The sequence below is a fragment of the Luteolibacter sp. Populi genome (genome assembly GCF_040801775.1).
GTDB lineage: Bacteria > Verrucomicrobiota > Verrucomicrobiia > Verrucomicrobiales > Akkermansiaceae > Haloferula.
The window spans coordinates 595,959-614,222 of sequence record NZ_CP161812.1 but is presented as its reverse complement, the minus strand read 5'-3'; the positions used below and the strand labels follow the sequence as shown (position 1 = coordinate 614,222).

The following is an 18,264-nucleotide window of genomic DNA, read 5'->3' as shown; positions in this document are numbered from 1 at the left end:
GTCGGACCGTAGGGGCGGGATGAGGAAATTTGAACCGCGAATGGACGCGAATTGACGCGAATGGGAAAAGCCCGTGGATGGCGGGTTTTGATGGAGTTTTGGGAGATTGACAGGCGGAGGGGCTTCGGGCCATATGCGATCCGCAAAATTCCTGTTCCGAGGATCCCGGGCTGCAGGACTTAAACCCCCAGGCGAATCCATAAAGCAAACCCTAGCGATATGTACTACGTGATGATCGGTGAAACTGTCTCCGGCCCGCATGGGGTGGAAGAAGTCGGCCATATGCTGGCTGAAGGCACTATTCTGCCGATCACGCTGGCGGTCGAGGAGGGACATGAGAATTGGATGCCGCTGGAGAGGCTTATGGATATCCGTGTGGAGCGGTCAGTGCGGACGGGGCATATCGAGGATGCCGGGCATCCTATGCATTTGCCGAAGGGGGCGAAGAAGTGTCCTTTTTGCGGGGCTAAGAAAATCCGCTCGGCGTCGAAGGAGTTCAATGGTGCGGGTGCTATCCGGATATTTCAGCCGAAGGTGTGCAGGCACTGTGAGGCGATATGGTCGCCGCGGGTGGAGGTATCGAGCGCGCTGCAGGTGTTTTTAGTGGGGATTATTTTTTTAGCGGGGACGCTGGCGGTGGTCTTGCCGGAATTAGCGCATGTGGTGGGGGCGCGGGAATCGGGGATATTTCAGCCGGGGGTGCCGGCGATTATTGGATGGGTGGTTTGTGTGCTGTTGATTATCGGATCGGCGATCGCGGTTTCGAAGTCGCTGCGGTATTTGAAATCGGGGAAGGCGCGGGAGTTCAAGGTGCTGAGACATCCGCACCGGCAGGCTTTGCATTGAGGGGAGGTGGTATAACCGCGGATTTCCCGGATGGGACCTCTCTTCTCAGCCACTTCCTTTTGGAAGGAGCCTCCTTTCCTATCTGTCGTTTTTTGAACAGGAGGAAGAGGAGGGGAAGGAGGAGATGCAGGACCCGGGATGGATGGGATGGATAGAATTAAGAGGGATGTGGGTCTTCTGTGGGAAGGCATGTGAGGAGCGTTTGTGCCTGCCTTTGAAGAGTCATTTCGGTCTAGACACTTGGCGGCGGGTATGGCGTGGCTAGAGTGGCGGCATGTCATCGAGTTTCGGCCACGCTTTCCGCATCCACACCTTCGGCGAATCGCACGGCGGGGGCGTGGGGGTGGTGATCGACGGGGTGCCGCCGCGGGTGGCGGTGACGGTGGAGGACATCCAGAAGGAGCTCGACCGGCGGCGGCCGGGGCAGAGCGAGATCGTGACGCCGCGCAAGGAGGCGGACCGGGCGGAAATTCTTTCCGGGGTGGTCGATGGGCAGACGCTGGGCACGCCGATCGCGGTGATTGTTCGCAACGAGGACCAGCGGCCGGGTGCCTATGACGAGATGGCACAGAAGTATCGACCCTCCCATGCCGACTACACATATGATGCGAAGTACGGGATCCGCGCGCTGTCCGGCGGCGGTCGGGCATCGGCGCGCGAGACGATCGGGCGGGTGGCGGCGGCGGCGGTGGCGAAGAAGGTGCTGGACACGCTTTACCCCGGGATCGAGGTGCTGGCCTGGGTGAAGTCGATCCATGATTTGAACGCGACGGTGGATGCGTCCGCGGTGACGGCGGAGGAGATCGAGGGCAACATCGTGCGGACGGGCGATGCGGCGATGGTCGAGCCGATGATCGAGCGGATCAAGGCGGTGCGGGCCGAGGGGAACTCGGTGGGCGGCGTGGTGGAGTGCGTGATCCGGAATTGTCCGCCGGGGCTGGGCGAGCCGGTCTTCGACAAGCTGGAGGCGGAGCTGGCGAAGGCGATGCTATCGCTGCCGGCGACGAAGGGCTTCGAGATCGGTTCGGGATTTGCCGGGACGCTTCTAACAGGTCGAGAGCATAACGATCCTTTCCGGATGGTGGAGGGCAAGGTGCGGACGACGAGCAATCGCTCGGGCGGCATCCAAGGCGGGATTTCCAATGGCGAGAACATCGTCTTCCGGGTGGCCTTCAAGCCGACGGCGACGATCATGACCTCGCAAGAGACGGTGACGAGCGGCGGTGAGAATACCGAACTCCAGGGCCGCGGGCGGCACGATGCGTGTGTGCTGCCGCGGGCGGTGCCGATGGTGGAGGCGATGGCGGTGCTGGTGCTGTGCGATCACTTGCTGCGGCAGCGCGGACAGGTGGGCGGGTTTCCGGCACCGGAGGTTTGAAGCGAGCCAGCTCAGAATCAGGACAAGATTTTAACCGCGAAAAGCGCGAAATGACGCGAAATTTGAAGAATGGAATGAGGCAAGTATTCCCCTTCCCTTGGCTGTTAGATCTCGCGCCCTTTCGCGTCCCTTCCCGGTTCCTGTTTCAGAGCGTATGAAGGAGCTGTTGGCGGCGCTGGAGCTTGATACGATTCCCCAGATCAGTCTGGGGACGGCGGCATTTTTGATATTCGCGGCGTGCGGGATTTTGGCGGTGATACGTGGGTTCTTGCGGTTGCTGACGGGATCGCTGGTGCTGTGTGCGAGCGGCTTCGTGGCTTACGTGGTGTGGCGGCGATTGCCGGCGCTTGGTGGAGAGAGCATGCCGTGGCTATCGATCGCGGTGCCGGTGGTGGCCGGGCTGGGAGTGTTTCTGTTGTTGCGATCGGTGCTGCGGTTTGCGAGAGCGCCCTTCAGCAGATCGGATGGTGGGGATGCGCCGCGGCGTTCCTGGGGACGGAGGGCTTGGACGCTGCTTTTCAGCCTGGTGCCGACCTCGGTGCTTCTAACAGGCGGTGCGGCGGCGGTGCGGAACTTCGGTTCGGTGGCGGAGATCCGGCGCTTTGTGGATGGCTCGAAGGCGGAGGATCATTCGGTCTTCATCGCCGAGCTGAAGGGGGCGCTCGACAAGGCGTTGCCCATGGATTGGATGGAGCGTATCGATCCGCTGGCGGACGAGGCGCGGGTGACCTTGGCGAAGCTGATTGCGCTGGGAGGTGCGGGGCCGCCACCGAAGGCAGTGCCGGTGATGGAGGAGCCGGAGATCCGGCAACTGGTGGCGCATGATCCGGAACTGCGGAAGCTGGCGAAGCAGGGTCGCTATGCGGATATTTTAAGGGATCCGCGTTTGGATCACGTGATGGCGGATCCGGATTTGAAGAGGATGCTGGGGGATTTGAGGCTTTAAGGTCCCGCTTGTTAGACCGGGTGGAAGGGCCAGATGATGGGGATGAGGAGGCAGGCGACGATCCAGCAGATGATATTGAGCGGGATGCCGACGCGGAGGAAGTCGGTGAATTTGAAGCCGCCGGGGCCGTAGACCATCATGTGGGTCTGGTAACCCATCGGCAGGGCGAAGGCGGTGGAGGCGGCGACGGTGACGGCCATGACGAAGGGCCAGTGGCTGACGCCGAGGCTGGCGGAAAGGGTGACGACAATCGGCACCATCATGACGGCGGTGGCGTTGTTGGAAAGGACCTCGGTAAGCAGCAAGGTGAGGAGATAGACCAGCCAGAGCATGACCAGGGGCATCCAGACTGGAGAGACGTAGCCTTGGGCGAGGTGGACCATTCCTTCCGCGAGCCACTTGGCGGTGCCGGTGGATTGCATGGCCAGGCCGAGGCCCAAGAGGCCGTAGAGCATGAGGAGGACTTGCCAATCGATGCTGGCGTAGGCCTCGCGCGGGGTGACGATTTTGGACCAGAGCAGGGCGAGCGCGCCGACCATGGCGGCGTAGTGGATCGGGATGATCGGAAGCCAGGAGATGACGCCTTTGCCATTCTTGCCGGTGCCGAGGACATCGGTGAGGGTGGCGACGAGGACGACGCCGATCAGGACGGCCCAGGAGACCCAGGCGTGGTGGCGGGGCTTGGGGTTCTCGTCGCTGGCGATGGCTTGGTCGGGCAGGTCGGTGAGGACGAAATCGCGGGTCTCGTCGAGGGCGGCGAGGTTGTTGATGGCGGTGATGACCAGCAGGGTGTCGCCGGTTTCGAGGGGAATCTCGGCGAGCTGGTGGGTGATGTTTACGCCATTGCGGTGCACGGCGATGACCATGCTGTTGTAGCGCTGGCGGAAGTCGGATTTGGCGAGGGTGCGCCCGGCGAGCGATGACTCGTCGCGAATGACGAGTTCGGTGACCACGCCATCGATGGTCGAGAGCAGGCTGGCACCGATCTCCGCGCTGAGTTCCTCCGCCTTGGCGGCCTTGCCGCTGCGGCCGTGGAGCGCGATGAGGAAGCGGTCGTTCTTCTCGACGGTGAGGCGGTTGAGCGAGTGCATCTCGCGCGCGCCCTTGCGCCGGACTTCCATGATGTGGACATGCTTGGAGCGGTCGAAGAGCGGGGTGTCCTTGAGGGGCTTGCCGATCAGCGGAGAATTTTCGCCGATGAGGATGTGATAGAGAGGCGTGGCGCGGTCCTTGATTTCGAGGCTGCCGGAGATCGTGGAGCGGGAGGGAATCAGCTTCGGCCCGAAAATGGTCAGGTAGGCGATGCCGGCGATCGAGAGCGGGATGCCGATCGGGGCGAGCTGGAACATTGTCATCGGCTCCATCTTCATGTCCTTCAATGTGCCATTGACCAGGAGGTTGGTGGAGGTGCCGATGAGTGTGCAGACGCCTCCGAGGATCGAGCAATAGGACAGCGGCATCAGCAGGCGGGACGGGGCGACGTCCTTCGAGCGGGCGAAGCCGAGTGCGACGGGCAGGAGGATCGCCACGATCGCGGTGTTGTTCATGAAGGCGCTGAAGAAGCAGGCCAGCACCGAAAAACCGAGAATGGCCATGCGGATATTGCCGGGGAGGCGTTCGCGGAGGACGCGGCCGATGTGGTTGACCGCGCCGGAGGCTTCGAGCGCGCCGCCGATGACGAAGAGGGCGGCGATGGCGAGCGGAGCTTCGTTCTTGAAGACCGAGGACATGTCCCCGGGATCGATCAGGCCAAGGGCGACGACGCCGCAGAGGACGGTGAGCGCGATCACATCGGGCGCGGCCCATTCGCGGATGAATGCGATCAGCGTGAGGGCGATGACCCCTAGGGTAAGGGCGATTTGCAGTTCCTCGTGGGTCATGGCAAAAGTCTCCCCGTGCGGGGTCGACGGGCACCGCCATGCACCGGAAGGAGGGATTTGGCAAGGGCGGGGCGAGCCATCGGAGGGTGAGATTCAGGGTTGGCCAAGTGGCGCGGGCGCGCCAGAGTCCCCGCGTTCCGCCATGCCTTACCTCGTCACGATCGGTCTCGAAGTCCACTGCCAGGTCAAAACGCGCACGAAGATGTTCTGCGCCTGTGAAACGTCATTCGGCGAGGAGCCGAATACCCGGACCTGCCCGGTGTGCCTCGGCCTGCCGGGGGCGCTGCCGGTGCTGAACCGTCATGCGATCGAGAAAACCTTGCTGGCGGGGCTGATGCTGGACTGCGGATCGCCGGAGATTTCCCGCTGGGACCGGAAGAGCTATTTTTACCCGGACATGCCGAAGAATTTCCAGACGACGCAGATGGATTTCCCACTCTGCATCGGCGGTGAGGTGCCGCTCTACGAGCACTGCTACCCGACGGACGTGCGGAAGAATATCCCCCGCCCCGGTTTCAAAGTGCGGCTGAATCGCATTCACCTGGAGGAAGATGTGGCGAAATCGACGCACCTTGGCAGTTCCTCGCTGATCGATTTCAATCGCGCGGGGACGCCGCTGATGGAGATCGTGAGCGAGCCGGATATCGAGTCCGGGGAGGAGGCGACGGCCTACTTGCGCTCGCTGCAGATGATCCTGCAGCAAGGCGGGATTTCGGATGCGGACATGGAGAAGGGCCAATTGCGGGCGGATGTGAATATCTCGCTGCGACGCAAGGCGAGCGATCCGCTGGGCGCGAAGATCGAGCTGAAGAATCTTAACTCCATTTCGGCGGTGCGGCGGGCGATCCAGTATGAGACGGAGCGGCAAGCGGAAGAACTGGATGCGGGCATTCCGCAGATCCAATCGACCCGCCGCTGGGACGATGACCGCGGAGAATCCCAGCTGATGCGGACCAAGGAGGATGCGCACGATTACCGCTATTTCACCTGTCCCGACCTGCTGCCGGTGGTGACGGCGCCGTTGCTGGAGAAGGTGCGGGCGATGCTGACGGAGCGGCCCCACGAGCGGGCGGCGCGGTATGAAAAGGATTTCGGGGTGAGTGCTTACGATGCCTCGGTGCTTTCGTCGGATTTGCCGCTGGCGGACTACTTCGAGGCATTGGCGGCGACGCCGGGGCTACCGGGGAAGAAGGCGGCGAATTTCCTGCTGAACACACTGCTGGGCACACTCAACGAGCGATCGGTGGCGATCGCGGATTCGCCGCTTTCGGCAGAGAAGGTTGGAGGCTTGCTGAGTTTGGTGGAAGGCGGAACGCTTGCGCTGAGCCAGGCCCGGGAGGTTCTGGTGGCTCTGCTTGAGGCACCGGAGAAAGACCCGGCTGCGGTGGCAAAGGAACTTGGGTTTGAGCCGACCGATGCGGGCGAACTGGATACCCTGTGCGATCAGGTGATTGCGGCGAATCCGGAGAAAGTCGCGGAGATCAAGGGCGGGAATGAGAAGCTGCTCAACTGGCTGACCGGACAGGTGATGAAGGCTGCACCGAACAAGCCGAATCCGAAGCAGGTGACGGACCTTTTGAAGGGGAAACTCCAGTGAGCCCGCGTTATGCTACCTCAATACGCGCAATCCCTATATGAACGCTTTGAAAGCGAGGGCATTCCCCTGCTTCTTGCGGGCGGATGGGCGGTGAGTCACCACGGCCATTCCCGATACACCCGTGACGTCGATTGGATCTGTTCAAGGGCGGACGAAGTCAGGGCACTCGCTCTTATGAAATTGCTGGGCTTTGAAATCGCATTCGAGGCCATGGCAACCCGCTTCCAACTCGCGAAAGACCAAGACTTTCCTCCTATCGATCTCTTGTGGGTCAGCGCCGAGACGTTCGAGAAGATGGCCGATACCGACCAGCGGACGGGGTTTCATGGAGACATTCCGGTGATTAATTTCGAGGCGCTTCTTTCGATGAAGCTTCACGCTTTGAAGGATCGCGAGGAACGGCATGACAAGGACCTGCTGGACATCCGCGAGTTGCTGGGCAAAAATCGTGGGGCAGTCACCGAAAGCAGGTTGCGGGAGCTTTGCGAGCGCTTCGCAGGTCCTAGTTCCTACGATCTGGTCCGCATGAAATCATGAGTGTTCTCGATATCGAACTTCCCGATTTCTCCGAGCATCCACCGTCGCCGAGTTTGAGCTTTGAAGCTTACCAACGGTGGGTCTGTGAAGAGATCGTGCCGGAATTGGCGAGACGGGGTGAGATGACGAGAGAGAAACTGGTTGAAGATTTCATGCGCAACGAAGGCCGCCAGACGGAGCCCTGGCCGGACTTCGGGGCGGCTAGCAAGATCGGGAAGGCCTGAAACGCGAAAAGCGGCGGTTTTCCGGGTTGGCGTCCGGGGTGGCAAGTGCAGCATCCCCGCGTGCTCCATCACGGTGATTGCCTGAAAGTTCTCCCCACCCTGCCCGCGGGCTCGGTGGATCTGGTAGTGACTTCCCCGCCCTATAATCTGGGGATCAACTACCGCAGTTTCGATGACACTGCGGGCCGGGCGGAATTCCTGGAATGGTGCCGGGCTTGGGCGACGGAGCTGAAACGGGTGCTGGCAGATGACGGGTCGTTCTTCCTCAATGTGGGCGCGGCCCCGGCGAATCCGCTGATGCCGCATCAGATCATCCTCGCCTTCACCGAGGGGCCGGAGCCGCTCTTCGTACTGCAGAATACTTTTCACTGGATCAAGTCGATCACCGTGGAGACGCGGGCCGGGGATCAGATCAGCGCGGGACATTTCAAGCCGATCAATTCGAAGCGCTACGTCAACGATTGCCATGAATACATCTTCCACCTGACCAAGCACGGCAAGGTGGAGGTGGACCGGCGGGGGGCGGGCGTGCCGTATCAGGACAAGTCGAACATCGCGCGTTGGGGACACACCGGCGGGGTGGACCGGAGATGCCGCGGGAATACTTGGTTCATCCCCTACGATACGATCAATTCACGCGACAAGGACCGGCCGCATCCGGCGAGCTTTCCAATCGGTTTGGTGGAGCAGTGCATCCAACTCCACGGGAAAGGCGCGGAGACGCGCTTGCTTGATCCGTTTTTGGGGATCGGGACCTCGGCGGTGGCGGCGCAGCGGCAGGGAATCAAGGACTTCACGGGGATCGAGTTGGACGACTACTATCTCTCCGTGGCGAGGGAGCGGCTGGAGGCTCCGGCCGAACCCGCGCAGCCCGATCTCTTTTGATCCGGGCAGACCCCTTGGGATTTTGCTTTGATCCTTGCTCCCTTGCTGCCTTCCTTCGGGCGCTCGCGGTAATGCCTTGAAGAGGTTCTTTCATTTTGCGTTTTCGGCCTATGTCTGCCTTCTTCTGGTAGGCGGCCCTTACGCTTTGGCTCAAGCCGTGGCTTGGGCCGGGATGCTTTCCTCGAATTACAGGAGCGCGACGCTGACCCGGGCGGTTTCGGACACCTTCAGCGGCGAGAAGCCCTGCGCTTTGTGCCGAAAGATCGAAACCGCGAAGAAAGAGGATGCCAGCAAAAGAGGCAAGGATGGTCCTGAGGAAGCCCGGAACCCATTGAAGGGGGCTCCTGAAATTCCGCCGCTAGCGGTGATGGAATTGCCGGAGCCCGTGACCTGCGATGTGGTTCAAACCCCGCTTCTTCCGCCTCTCGGGGAAGACGGCCTCTGCGCCGCCGTGCCCCTGTTGCAGCCGCCGCGGATCTGAGGATCTGGCCATCGTCGTCTCCCATCTCATCCGCCGGCATTTCCGCCGGCATGGATGTCCTGACGTGCCCTTCCGTCTCTGGCGGAGTCAGGCCTGCGCGTGCTGAACGTGTGCAGGAGGGCATGGCTGTCTTTCCTCAATGATTCATGAACCAATTTCCAATGTCGGCGCTCGTTTTGGTGAGTGCCATCTCGCCTCTTTCCGCTCAATCCAACGACCACTTGCCTGAAGTTGTCGTCCGCGCGTCCGCCGGATCGCCAAGCACATCCGAAGACCTGGAATCCGCTCTTGCCCGGATTGCCGTGGTCCCGGGAGGTGCGGAAGTGGTCGATTCCGAGCGCTACCTCCGCGGCCGCTCATCCACCGTTGCCGATACCTTTGCCCTCTCGCCCGGCGTAATCGCCCAGTCCCGCTTCGGATCCGACGAAGCCCGTCTCTCGATCCGGGGCTCGGGGCTCCAGCGGACTTTCCATGGCCGCGGACTGCGGGTGATGCAGGACGGGATCCCGGTCAACACCACGGATGGAGCCTTCGACATGCAGAGTCTGGAGCCCACCGCCGCGACCCATATCAACGTATTGCGGGGAGCCAACGCGATGTCATACGGGGCCGCCACCCTGGGCGGCGCGATCGACTACATTTCAGCCAATGGAATCGATTCCCCGGGCGGATCGGCGAGAGTGGAAGCGGGATCCTTCGGATACCTGCGGACTGGAGTCTCCGGCGGCTTTTCAGAAGGGTCGGCCGATCTCTACGCCTCCTTCACCCAGCAGAATCAGCAAGGATTCCGCGAGCATGCGGACCAGAACAACCAGCGCTTCTACGGGAATTTCGGCTGGCGATTCAATGACGACCTGGAGTCCAGGCTCTACTTCACCGCCGTCAGGACCGATTCGGAGCTGCCCGGAAATCTGACCAAGGCGCAGTTGGAGAGCTTTCCTCGGCAAGCGAATGCCGGGAACATCACCGGCGACCAGAAGCGGGATTACGAGCTGTTCCGGTTGGCATCACGGACTCTCCTCCGCCAAGGCGATACTACCTGGCAGCTCTCGGCGGCCTGGACCTACAAGGATCTGGACCACCCGATCTTCCAGGTCTTGGACTATCTCTCGAACGACTTTTACCTCGGCCTTACCGGCACCCGTGAAACGACCTTGTTTGGCATGACCAATCACATCCAGGGAGGGGTGTCATATAGCTACGGTCTGAACCATGCTTCCAACTATCTGAATGTCGGAGGAAACCGCGGAGCGAAAGTGGCGCAGGGAGATCAGACAGCCATCAATGTGGAGTCGTTCATCGAAAACCGGCTCGAATTGACCGAACATTTCGACCTGGTTACCGCTGCGACGGCCGCGGTCATGCGGCGGGAAAGCGAACGCAAGTTCGGGACCGCGGCGATCTTCGCCAACGATTTTTCGAATTTCGCGCCGCGATTGGGACTTCTCTGGGATCCCGCCGCGGACACCAGCTTCTATGCAAATGTCTCCGGCAGCTTCGAGGCGCCATCCTTCAGCGAATCGACAACCGTCCGCGGCGCGAACAAGGTCCAGACGGCAAGCACGCTCGAGTTGGGCTCCCGCGGCAGCCGGGGCCTCCTGCGGTGGGACGCGTCGGTCTATCGCGCGGAGATCGACAAGGAACTGCTCACCATCGTCCTCGATCCGGCCGTGCCCACGGCGACCGCGACGATCAACGCGGACAAGACCGTGCACCAGGGTGTCGAACTCGGCCTCGAGCTGGACCTGCTGGGAACGGCGTGGAATGAGAAAGCGGATGACCGGCTGGTGCTGCGTGCAGCCTGGACCTACGGGGACTTCCGCTTCGACAACGATGCGACCTACGGTGACAACCGAATTGCGGGCCTGCCGCCCCACCTCATCCGCGGTGAATTGACTTGGGAGAACGCGGCGGGATGGTATGCTGGCCCGACCTTCGAGTGGGTGCCGGTGGAGTCTTTCATCGATCATCGCAATACCTTCTCCGCCGACCCCTACGCTCTCGTGGGTTTCAAGTTCGGACTGCGCCAGGAGGAAGGCTTCTCCTGGTTCGTCGAAGCGCGGAATCTGACGGATGAGAAATACGCTGCCACCACCGGTGTCATCGAAAACGCCAAGGGCAAGGACAGCTCCCAATTCCTGCCGGGAGACGGACGGAGCGTCTACGTGGGCGGGCAATGGCGGTGGTAGCCGGACCCGGCCTCCGGAGAGGATTCCGGAGGCCGGCCCGGAAATTGCAATTTCGCGTTTGGAATTCCCGCCATCCCCTTTCTACCCTGTCGCGTGCCAGAACCGGAGCAGGTCGCAGACATCGAGGAATACACCAAGGTCGAATCCATTTTCGTCCGGCATCGGAATGCGTTGCTGCTGAGGGCGAAGTTCGCGCCGATTTACACGGACTATTACCTGCACCTGATGCAGCACGGGATCCGGCACAATCCGGAGCTGGACCTGATGCTGAAGGATTTCCTGGCCGGGCTGACGCTGCATCTGGTGGCGCGGCCGTGGGCGGAGACGATCGCGTGGACGGTGAATCTGCGGGCTCCGCGGGTGAATGTGTTCGTCACCGGTGGATCGTTGCAGGAGGCGGTGACCGGCCGGCTTTTCACCGAGGACGTGCGCGAGCCGGACCGGAATTTCTTCTACTCGCAGGTGACGGCCAAGCAGCTTGCCGAGCCGCGGCTTTCGACCCTCGAAGTCGAGGGACGCGATCCACTGAGATGGATCGAGCAGTTCTATTCGCAGTCCGAACAGCGGCCGGCGCGGATCTTCCGGCACGAGGACGAGTTGTTCTCGCTGGTCGTGGCCCAGCCGGACTGCGACGAGGAATGGCTGGCCGGGCTCGATACCCAGGCGGCGGAGCGGATCCAGGAGGCCGAGGAGACGAACTTGTTAGAGACGCGGCGCTTCCGCTTTCACTGCGGTTGCGACCTCGGGAAAATCCTGCCGGTGCTGGGTTCGTGGCGGGAACGGCCCGACGATCTTTTCGCGGATGCGGACGTGATCACGGTGCAGTGCCCGAGATGCGCGGCGAGATACAAGGTAACCCGGGACATGATCTGAATGCCGCGCTCCTTCCACCACCGCGATTTCTCCGACCTTCCCGCGCTGCTTGCGGAGAAAGATGCGACGGGGCTTCGGGTGTCGTTGTGCATCCCCACGCTCAATGAGGAAGGAACCATCGCCCGTGTGGTCTCGGTGCTGAGAGAGGAATTGGTCGAGCGCCACGCCCTGCTCGACGAACTGGTAGTGATCGATTCGGGATCCACCGACCGCACCCGGGCGCTGGCTGCGGAGGCCGGTGCGGAGGTCGTCCTCGCCGCGGACATCCTGCCCTTCCAAGGGCAGAGGCCGGGCAAAGGCGAAAATCTCTGGAAGGCTGTCTATCAGCTCAAAGGCGATATCATTTGCTTCGTGGACGGGGACATCGGGAACATCCATCCGCGCTTCGTTTATGGCACGGTGGGGCCGCTCTTGCGGCATGCGGAAATCGGCTACGTGAAGGGCTTCTACGAGCGGCCTCTTCTCGCCAAGGAGGGGGTCGATCCGCGGGGCGGGGGGCGGGTGACGGAAATTCTCGTGCGGCCCCTGCTTCAGCGTTTCCGACCGGAGCTCGCGGGGCTTCACCAACCGCTCGCCGGAGAGTATGCGGCGCGGCGGGAGATTCTGGAAAGCATCCCCTTCCCCACCGGGTACGGAGTGGAGACGGCACATCTGTTGGACGTCCACCGTCTTCACGGGATCGGGGCGATTGCTCAGACCGATCTCGACGAGCGGATCCACCGCAACCGCTCGCTGGCTCAACTGGGGCGGATGTCCGGGGAGATCCTGGAGGCGTTTTTCGCGCGGGTGCCGGAGCCGGTGGAAGTCCCGGGCGAGCGTCCGGCGATGATTTCGCTGCCCGACTATCTCCAGCGCTTCCCAGCCGCCGCGGCCCGCGCTAAAAGACCCGCGTGAGCGCGCCGGAGATCCGCAAGCTTGTTCCCTCGGACCATTCCGCGGCCATTGCCCTGTTCGGCCATCTGAATCCGGGGATCCCGGCGGAGGTGCTGAAGGAGCGCTTCGAGACGATCCTGGCGGAGCACCCGCACTACCACATTTTCGGCGCCTTCGCGGAGGGCGAGCTGGCGGCGGTGGCAAGCGCTTGGATCGCCACGAAGATCTGGTGCGGCCGTTACCTGGAAATCGACAACCTGGTGGTCGATCCCGGGGTGCGGTCGTCGGGTCTTGGCACGGCGCTGATCCGGCACTTGGAGGAATTCGCGCGGGAGGAAGGCTGCCTGCTCGTGGTTTTGGACAGTTATACTTCGAATCATGCCTCGCACCGGCTCTATCATCGGCTAGGCTTCGAGATCTGGGGCTTTCACTTCGTGAAGCCCTTCGGACCGCTCGACCGCTGAAATTTTTTCATCCCCATGACCCCGCCGTTCTCCGTCGCCATCGTCCACTACCATCTGCACCGCGGCGGCGTGACCCGCGTGATCCACACCGCCTCGCGCTGCCTTACGGAAGCAGGCATCCCGCACGTGATCCTGAGCGGCGATCCGGACGAGAGCGGGGCGAAGCTACCGGTGCATGTGGTGGAAGGACTTGGCTACGGCACCGAGCCCGGCGGGCCCAGCGGCCTGCAACTGGTGCAGGCGATGCGGGCCGCCGCCTCGGCCACGCTCGGTCCGGGGCCGGTCGTCTGGCACTTCCACAACCATTCGCTCGGCCGCAACCGGGCGATGGCGGATGCGGTGGCGATCCTGGCGGAGGCGGGCGACGCCATGGTCCTACAGATGCACGATTTCGCGGAAGACGGACGTTCCGTGAACTACGAGGTGATCGCGGATGCGGAGACGCTTTATCCGCACTCGCCGCGGATCCGGCATGCCTTCCTCAATTCACGCGACCGCGGTTACCTGGTCGCCGCGGGGCTGCCGGCAGAGCGCGGGGTGCTGCTGCCGAATGCGATCACCGCACCGGCATTGGTGAAGCCGCTGGAGACAGCGCCGGAATCCGCGCTGGTGCTCTACCCGGTGCGCGGCATCCGGCGGAAGAATCTGGGCGAGCTTTTCCTGCTGGCGGCGCTCTCGCCGAAGGGTACGCGCTATGCGGTGACTCTGGGCCCGGACAATGTCCGCTGGCAGGCGGTGCACGAGGAGTGGCTGGCCTTCGCGGAAGATACACAACTGCCGGTGATGATGGATGTGGTCGGCCGCCTGGCTCCGGCACCCAAGGCACTGCGCACCTATTCCAGCTGGCTGCGGCATGCGACGCACTGCATCACGGCCTCGGTTTCGGAGGGCTTCGGCTTGGGCTTCCTGGAGCCGATCACGGTGGGCAAGCCCTTGCTGGGGCGGAACCTGCCGGCGGTGACCAATGATTTCTCGGAAGCGGGCATCGTCCCGGGACGGCTGTATGACCGGCTGCTGGTGCCGGCATCGTGGGTAGGCATGGAGACCCTGCGGCAGCGCTTGGTGCGGAGCCTGCGGGCGACCTTGGAAGCCTATGGCCAGGCGATGTCGAACGAGCAACTGGACCGCTCGTTCGCGGCGATGGTGCACAAGGGCCACCTTGATTTCGGGAACCTGCCGGAGGACCTGCAGCGGCAGGTAATCCACCGCATCCTGGCCGGGGAGGACGCCGACAACGTGCTGGTGGAAATTCGCGCCGAGACTCAACCGCTACGGGGCTGGCTGAAGCGGACCTTGAAGCAGACCAGACCGACCGCTAAGCCCGAGGACATGGCGGCCTATTCGACGGCGGCCTATGTGGAGCGCTTGCAGCAGCTCTATCAGGCGGTGATCGAGGCGAAGCCGGCGGCACCGGAGTATGTGCCGAAGCACAAGGTGCTGAGCCGCTTCCTCAAGCCGGGGTCGTTTCACTTCCTGTGCACGTGAGCATCCGCGCGGTGCTCTTCGACATCTACGGGACGCTGCTGGTTTCCAATGCCGGCGGAACGCACCCCGATCCACGCTTGAGGGAGGCGATTGCGGCGGAGCATGCGAGATCGCCGCATCCTTTTCCGGAGGTGGATATCAGGGAGATTTATGGCTCGCTGTATCCGGGGCTCTCGAGCGGGGAGATCGAGACGCTTGTGCTGGAAGAGGAGAAAGCGAGCAACCCGGTGAAGGAGATGCCGGGCGCGGCGGAGACTTTGCGCGGGCTTGCTGCGGCGGGACCCGCGCTGGGTCTGGTGTCGAATGCGCAGTTCTACACGGCGCCGCTCTTAGAGGAATGTCTGGGTGCTTCCCTGGAGGAGCTGGGGGTCGACCCCGAATTGTGCCGCTTCTCGTATTTGGAACGGCGGGCGAAGCCGGATCCGTTTTTGTTCGAGTCCTTGCGGGAGGTTTTGGCTACCCGCGGGTTGGCGGCGGATGAGGTGCTCTTCGTGGGGAATGACGTGCTCAAGGATATCGATCCTGCGAAGGCGTGTGGCTTCAAGACGGCGCTGCTCGTCGGAGATCCGGGCTCGCTCCGGCTGCACGGGCGCAGCTTGCATGAGTCTGGGGCGGACCGGATCTTGTCCAGCCTGTTCGAGTTGGCGGGGCTTCAAGCTTGAAAGCCACTCCAGTCGGGTGCCCGGGCCTCGAAGGTTACGCGCTCCAGCGTTAGCGGGTGAGTGAATGAGATTTGAGCCGCGTGGAGGCACATGGGAGGATCGCCCACCGCAAGTGTTTGGGTATCGCCGCGTTTGCCTGCCGGGAGGTAGACCGGATCGCCGATGATCGGAAAGCCGGCGTGCCAGAGGTGAATGCGAATCTGATTGGTGCGACCGGTGATCGGACGGGCTTCTAACAGAGCGGTTCCGTCGTCATGACGTTGAAGCACGCGGAACTCGGTTAGGGAATCGAGCCCGCCTTCCTCGATCTCCCGTGCGCCGGGACCGGAAGCTTCCTCGGAGATCGGGGCATCGACGGCAAGCTGGTCCTCGGGGGGATGGCCGTGGACGAGTGCGAGGTAGGTCTTCTCCACTTCACCGCGGGTGAATTGCGGTTGCAGCAGCTTGGCGAAGTGACGGGTGCGGGCGCAGACGAGGAGGCCGCTGGTATTGGCATCGAGGCGATGCGCGGGCCGCGGCTTCTCGGGGTGCCAAGCTTCGTGAAGCAAATGGACGAGGGTGTTCCGGTTGTAGCGACCGCAGGGATGCATCGGCAGCGGCGCGGGCTTGTGGATTACGACGATAGCCTCGTCCTCATGTAGCACCCGGATTCCGGCATTCACGGCGGGCTCGACGGTGCCGGGGAAGCGGCGCTGCCACTCCTCCCCTGCCCTGACGATCCGCTCCGGAGCGGCAGCGGTTCCGCGGGGATCGAGGATGTGGCCCGCGGCGAAATGCTGGAGCCAGCCCTCGGCCGCGAGTTGAGGGAAGATGGCGATGAGCGTGTCGAGGATCGTCTTACCGTCATGCTGTCCGGGGATCCGCAACGGGCGGCGGTTTTCGTAGGGGACGCTACCGGGTAGAGTATCCGTGAGGCGGGCCAAGGCGGCATGGCGGGCGGCGATTCGCTCCGCCATTTGATCGCTGCTTTCGCGATGGCAGTGCGGGCATGAGACGTTCGCGACGTAGCGTGGGTCGTCCTGTTCGTGAGCGGTCAGCGGTGCCTGGCAGGCGAAGCAGACGGCCGAGCCGGTCTCGCTGAGGGCGGGGTCCACGCCCACGCGTTGATCGAAGACGAAGCACTCGCCATCGTAGTGGTCGCCTCCGACTTCCTCGAAGTATTTCAGGATGCCGCCTTCGAGCTGATAGACCTCGCGGAAGCCGGCCCGCTCCATGAAGGGTGCGGCCTTTTCGCAGCGGATGCCGCCGGTGCAGAAGGTGACCACCGGGGCATCGCGCATCTCGGCGGGAAGCTTGGCGACGGCCTCGGGGAAGTGGCGGAAGTGATCGATGCCGGCGGTGATCGCGTTGCGGAAGGTGCCCAGTTTCACCTCGTAGTCGTTGCGGGTATCGTAAAGGACCACCGGCTTCCCTTCATCGAGCCATTGCTTGAGCGTGCGGGCTTCGATGCGGGGCGAAGTGTAGGCGGCGGGATCGATGCCCTCGACCCCGAAGGCGATGATCTCCTTCTTGAGGCGCACCAGCATGCGCGAAAAGGGCTGGGTGTCGCTCTCGCTGTATTTCGGGGCGAGGTCTTCGAGGCCCGGCAAGCTGCGGAGTTTTACGAGCAGTCCTTCGACGGCATCTGCATCACCGGCTAGGAAGAGATTGATGCCCTCGGGCGCGAGCAGGATGGTGCCTTTCAGACCGTGCTCCTTGCAAAAGGAGAGCAGGTCTTCGCGCAATTCCTTGAGGCCCTCCATGCGGGCGAAGCGGTAGGCGGCGATGTTGGTGACGACGGACACGGTTCGAAAATGGAACGGATGGGCAGGCGAAACGGATTACTTCACCCCTACCCCGCTCAGGAGATAAGTCGCGAAGGAGCCGAGCCAGTGCTCGCCCTCGTAGTGGCCGGTGACAACCATCGCAAGGCCGGCCTCGCTGTGCTTGGTGGCGGCATCGAGCAGGACTTTCTTGCGCGGGTCGGTGTCTGCGAGCACGGAAGCGATACCGCGCATGGTCCAGGCACGGGTGAGATTGAGGCCGGCCAGGTGGATGAGGTGGCCGTCGGTGGGATCACTGACGGTGACGGGGGTCAGCAGATTGCCCGCATCCCCTTTCGCGAGGGCCGGGAGATAGTCATCGAGCCACTTCGAGAACTCCTCCGCGGGGAGCACGCGGCGCATGAGATCCGCGGCATTGAGGCCCGGCGAGAAGAAGTCGTTGCCGGAGGGTTCGTAGGCGATGGGGTAATTGCGATCCTTGCCGTAGAAAGCACGGGCCTTGTCTAACAGGAGCCGCTCGAACCCGGTATCGCCGGTGGCGTGGGCGTAATCGAGCATCTGGGCGAGCGGGAAGGCGGACTCCGGGTGAAAGCCGCAGCGGATCGGCCAATCGAGCTTGGGTAGATAATCCCCGGCGAGTGTCACGATCTCCTTCTCCAGCACCGCGTAGTCGGCCGACCAGCGCTTGGCATCGGGATCGTCCCAAGTGCGCAGTTCCATGGCGAGGCGCAGCGCCCAAGCCCAGCCATACATGCGCTCGAAGCTCTTGTTATTCTTCTCTCGAAAGTAAGCGGCCTCGCCTTCGAGCGCCTGCCGGGTAAAGCGGCCGTTAAGGACCTCGCGGGCCTCCGCTGCGAAGGGAGCATCGGGGAACAGCTTGATCAGGCGGACCAGCGTCCAGTGGCCGTGCACGGAAGAGTGCCAATCGAAGTGCCCGTAAAATACCGGGTGCATCCCGCGCGGCGTCTTGAGGTCTTCCGGACCGGTGGTGACGTGGCCGGTCTTGTTCGGGAATTCGCGGTCGATCCCCGCGAGGGCGAGTTTCGCGAAGCTTTCCGCCTGGGCACTGGTCATCGGTTTTTCCTGCCCGAATGCCGCCGTGGCGACAAGTGCGGCCAGCAGGGAAAGCGTGCTCTTGAAATTCATGCGCGGAGTCAAAGCGGCGGAAGCGGAGGACGGAA

At 62.8% G+C, this 18,264-nt stretch carries 16 protein-coding genes; 13 read left to right on the top strand and 3 right to left on the bottom strand.

Translation table 11 applies throughout. The annotated features are described in order from the left end of the window. Positions 1-219 precede the first annotated feature (219 nt). The 3 genes from ABWK72_RS02405 (at position 220) to ABWK72_RS02395 (ending at position 3,170) form a co-directional block, all read left to right on the top strand. A complete protein-coding gene (locus ABWK72_RS02405) occupies positions 220-846 on the top strand; it encodes a GYF domain-containing protein (protein WP_367873184.1) in 627 nt (208 codons plus the stop codon). Positions 847-1,120: 274 nt separating this feature from the next. Continuing rightward, a complete protein-coding gene (gene aroC / locus ABWK72_RS02400) occupies positions 1,121-2,224 on the top strand; it encodes a chorismate synthase (RefSeq protein ID WP_367873183.1) in 1,104 nt (367 codons plus the stop codon). Positions 2,225-2,378: 154 nt separating this feature from the next. Beyond that, on the top strand, positions 2,379-3,170 hold the full coding sequence (locus ABWK72_RS02395; protein WP_367873182.1) for a hypothetical protein: 792 nt from the start codon (positions 2,379-2,381) through the stop codon (positions 3,168-3,170). An 11-nt stretch (positions 3,171-3,181) separates the two neighbouring features. Here the strand turns inward: ABWK72_RS02395 and ABWK72_RS02390 are convergent, their stop codons facing one another. Then, positions 3,182-5,050 (bottom strand): SLC13 family permease, encoded by a 1,869-nt coding sequence (locus ABWK72_RS02390; protein ID WP_367873181.1) that lies wholly within the window; start codon positions 5,048-5,050, stop codon positions 3,182-3,184. Between the two features lie 142 nt (positions 5,051-5,192). Here ABWK72_RS02390 and gatB point away from each other — a divergent pair, with 142 nt between their 5' ends. From gatB to ABWK72_RS02340, 10 genes are all read left to right on the top strand, one after another. After that, complete coding sequence (gene gatB / locus ABWK72_RS02385; RefSeq protein ID WP_367873180.1) at positions 5,193-6,647, top strand: Asp-tRNA(Asn)/Glu-tRNA(Gln) amidotransferase subunit GatB; 1,455 nt, start codon at positions 5,193-5,195, stop codon at positions 6,645-6,647. A 9-nt stretch (positions 6,648-6,656) separates the two neighbouring features. After that, positions 6,657-7,184 (top strand): hypothetical protein, encoded by a 528-nt coding sequence (locus ABWK72_RS02380; protein WP_367873179.1) that lies wholly within the window; start codon positions 6,657-6,659, stop codon positions 7,182-7,184. Further along, entirely contained in the window at positions 7,181-7,408 is a 228-nt protein-coding gene (locus ABWK72_RS02375) for a hypothetical protein (RefSeq protein WP_367873178.1), read from the top strand. The genes ABWK72_RS02380 and ABWK72_RS02375 overlap by 4 nt, the downstream gene beginning before the upstream one ends. Before the next feature lie 60 nt (positions 7,409-7,468). Continuing rightward, a complete protein-coding gene (locus ABWK72_RS02370) occupies positions 7,469-8,293 on the top strand; it encodes a site-specific DNA-methyltransferase (RefSeq protein ID WP_367873176.1) in 825 nt (274 codons plus the stop codon). Positions 8,294-8,920: 627 nt separating this feature from the next. After that, positions 8,921-10,963: a TonB-dependent receptor family protein gene (locus ABWK72_RS02365; protein ID WP_367873175.1), complete on the top strand. Its 2,043-nt coding sequence runs from the start codon at positions 8,921-8,923 to the stop codon at positions 10,961-10,963. A gap of 93 nt (positions 10,964-11,056) precedes the next feature. Beyond that, positions 11,057-11,836 (top strand): Hsp33 family molecular chaperone HslO, encoded by a 780-nt coding sequence (locus ABWK72_RS02360; RefSeq protein ID WP_367873174.1) that lies wholly within the window; start codon positions 11,057-11,059, stop codon positions 11,834-11,836. Beyond that, positions 11,837-12,730: a glucosyl-3-phosphoglycerate synthase gene (locus ABWK72_RS02355; protein WP_367873172.1), complete on the top strand. Its 894-nt coding sequence runs from the start codon at positions 11,837-11,839 to the stop codon at positions 12,728-12,730. Next, a complete protein-coding gene (locus ABWK72_RS02350; protein ID WP_367873171.1) occupies positions 12,727-13,173 on the top strand; it encodes a GNAT family N-acetyltransferase in 447 nt (148 codons plus the stop codon). The genes ABWK72_RS02355 and ABWK72_RS02350 overlap by 4 nt, the downstream gene beginning before the upstream one ends. Positions 13,174-13,188: 15 nt before the next feature. Next, positions 13,189-14,658 carry a hypothetical protein gene (locus ABWK72_RS02345; RefSeq protein WP_367873170.1) on the top strand — a complete coding sequence of 490 codons (1,470 nt, stop codon included), beginning with the start codon at positions 13,189-13,191 and terminating at the stop codon, positions 14,656-14,658. Then, a complete protein-coding gene (locus ABWK72_RS02340; RefSeq protein ID WP_367873169.1) occupies positions 14,655-15,320 on the top strand; it encodes an HAD family hydrolase in 666 nt (221 codons plus the stop codon). Before ABWK72_RS02345 ends, ABWK72_RS02340 begins: the two co-directional genes overlap by 4 nt. Here ABWK72_RS02340 and ABWK72_RS02335 read toward each other — a convergent pair. Beyond that, on the bottom strand, positions 15,311-17,104 hold the full coding sequence (locus tag ABWK72_RS02335) for a sulfurtransferase (protein ID WP_367873168.1): 1,794 nt from the start codon (positions 17,102-17,104) through the stop codon (positions 15,311-15,313). The two genes, ABWK72_RS02340 and ABWK72_RS02335, sit on opposite strands and share 10 nt — an antisense overlap. A gap of 36 nt (positions 17,105-17,140) precedes the next feature. Next, entirely contained in the window at positions 17,141-18,229 is a 1,089-nt protein-coding gene (locus tag ABWK72_RS02330; RefSeq protein WP_367873167.1) for a DUF2891 domain-containing protein, read from the bottom strand. Positions 18,230-18,264: the final 35 nt, after the last annotated feature.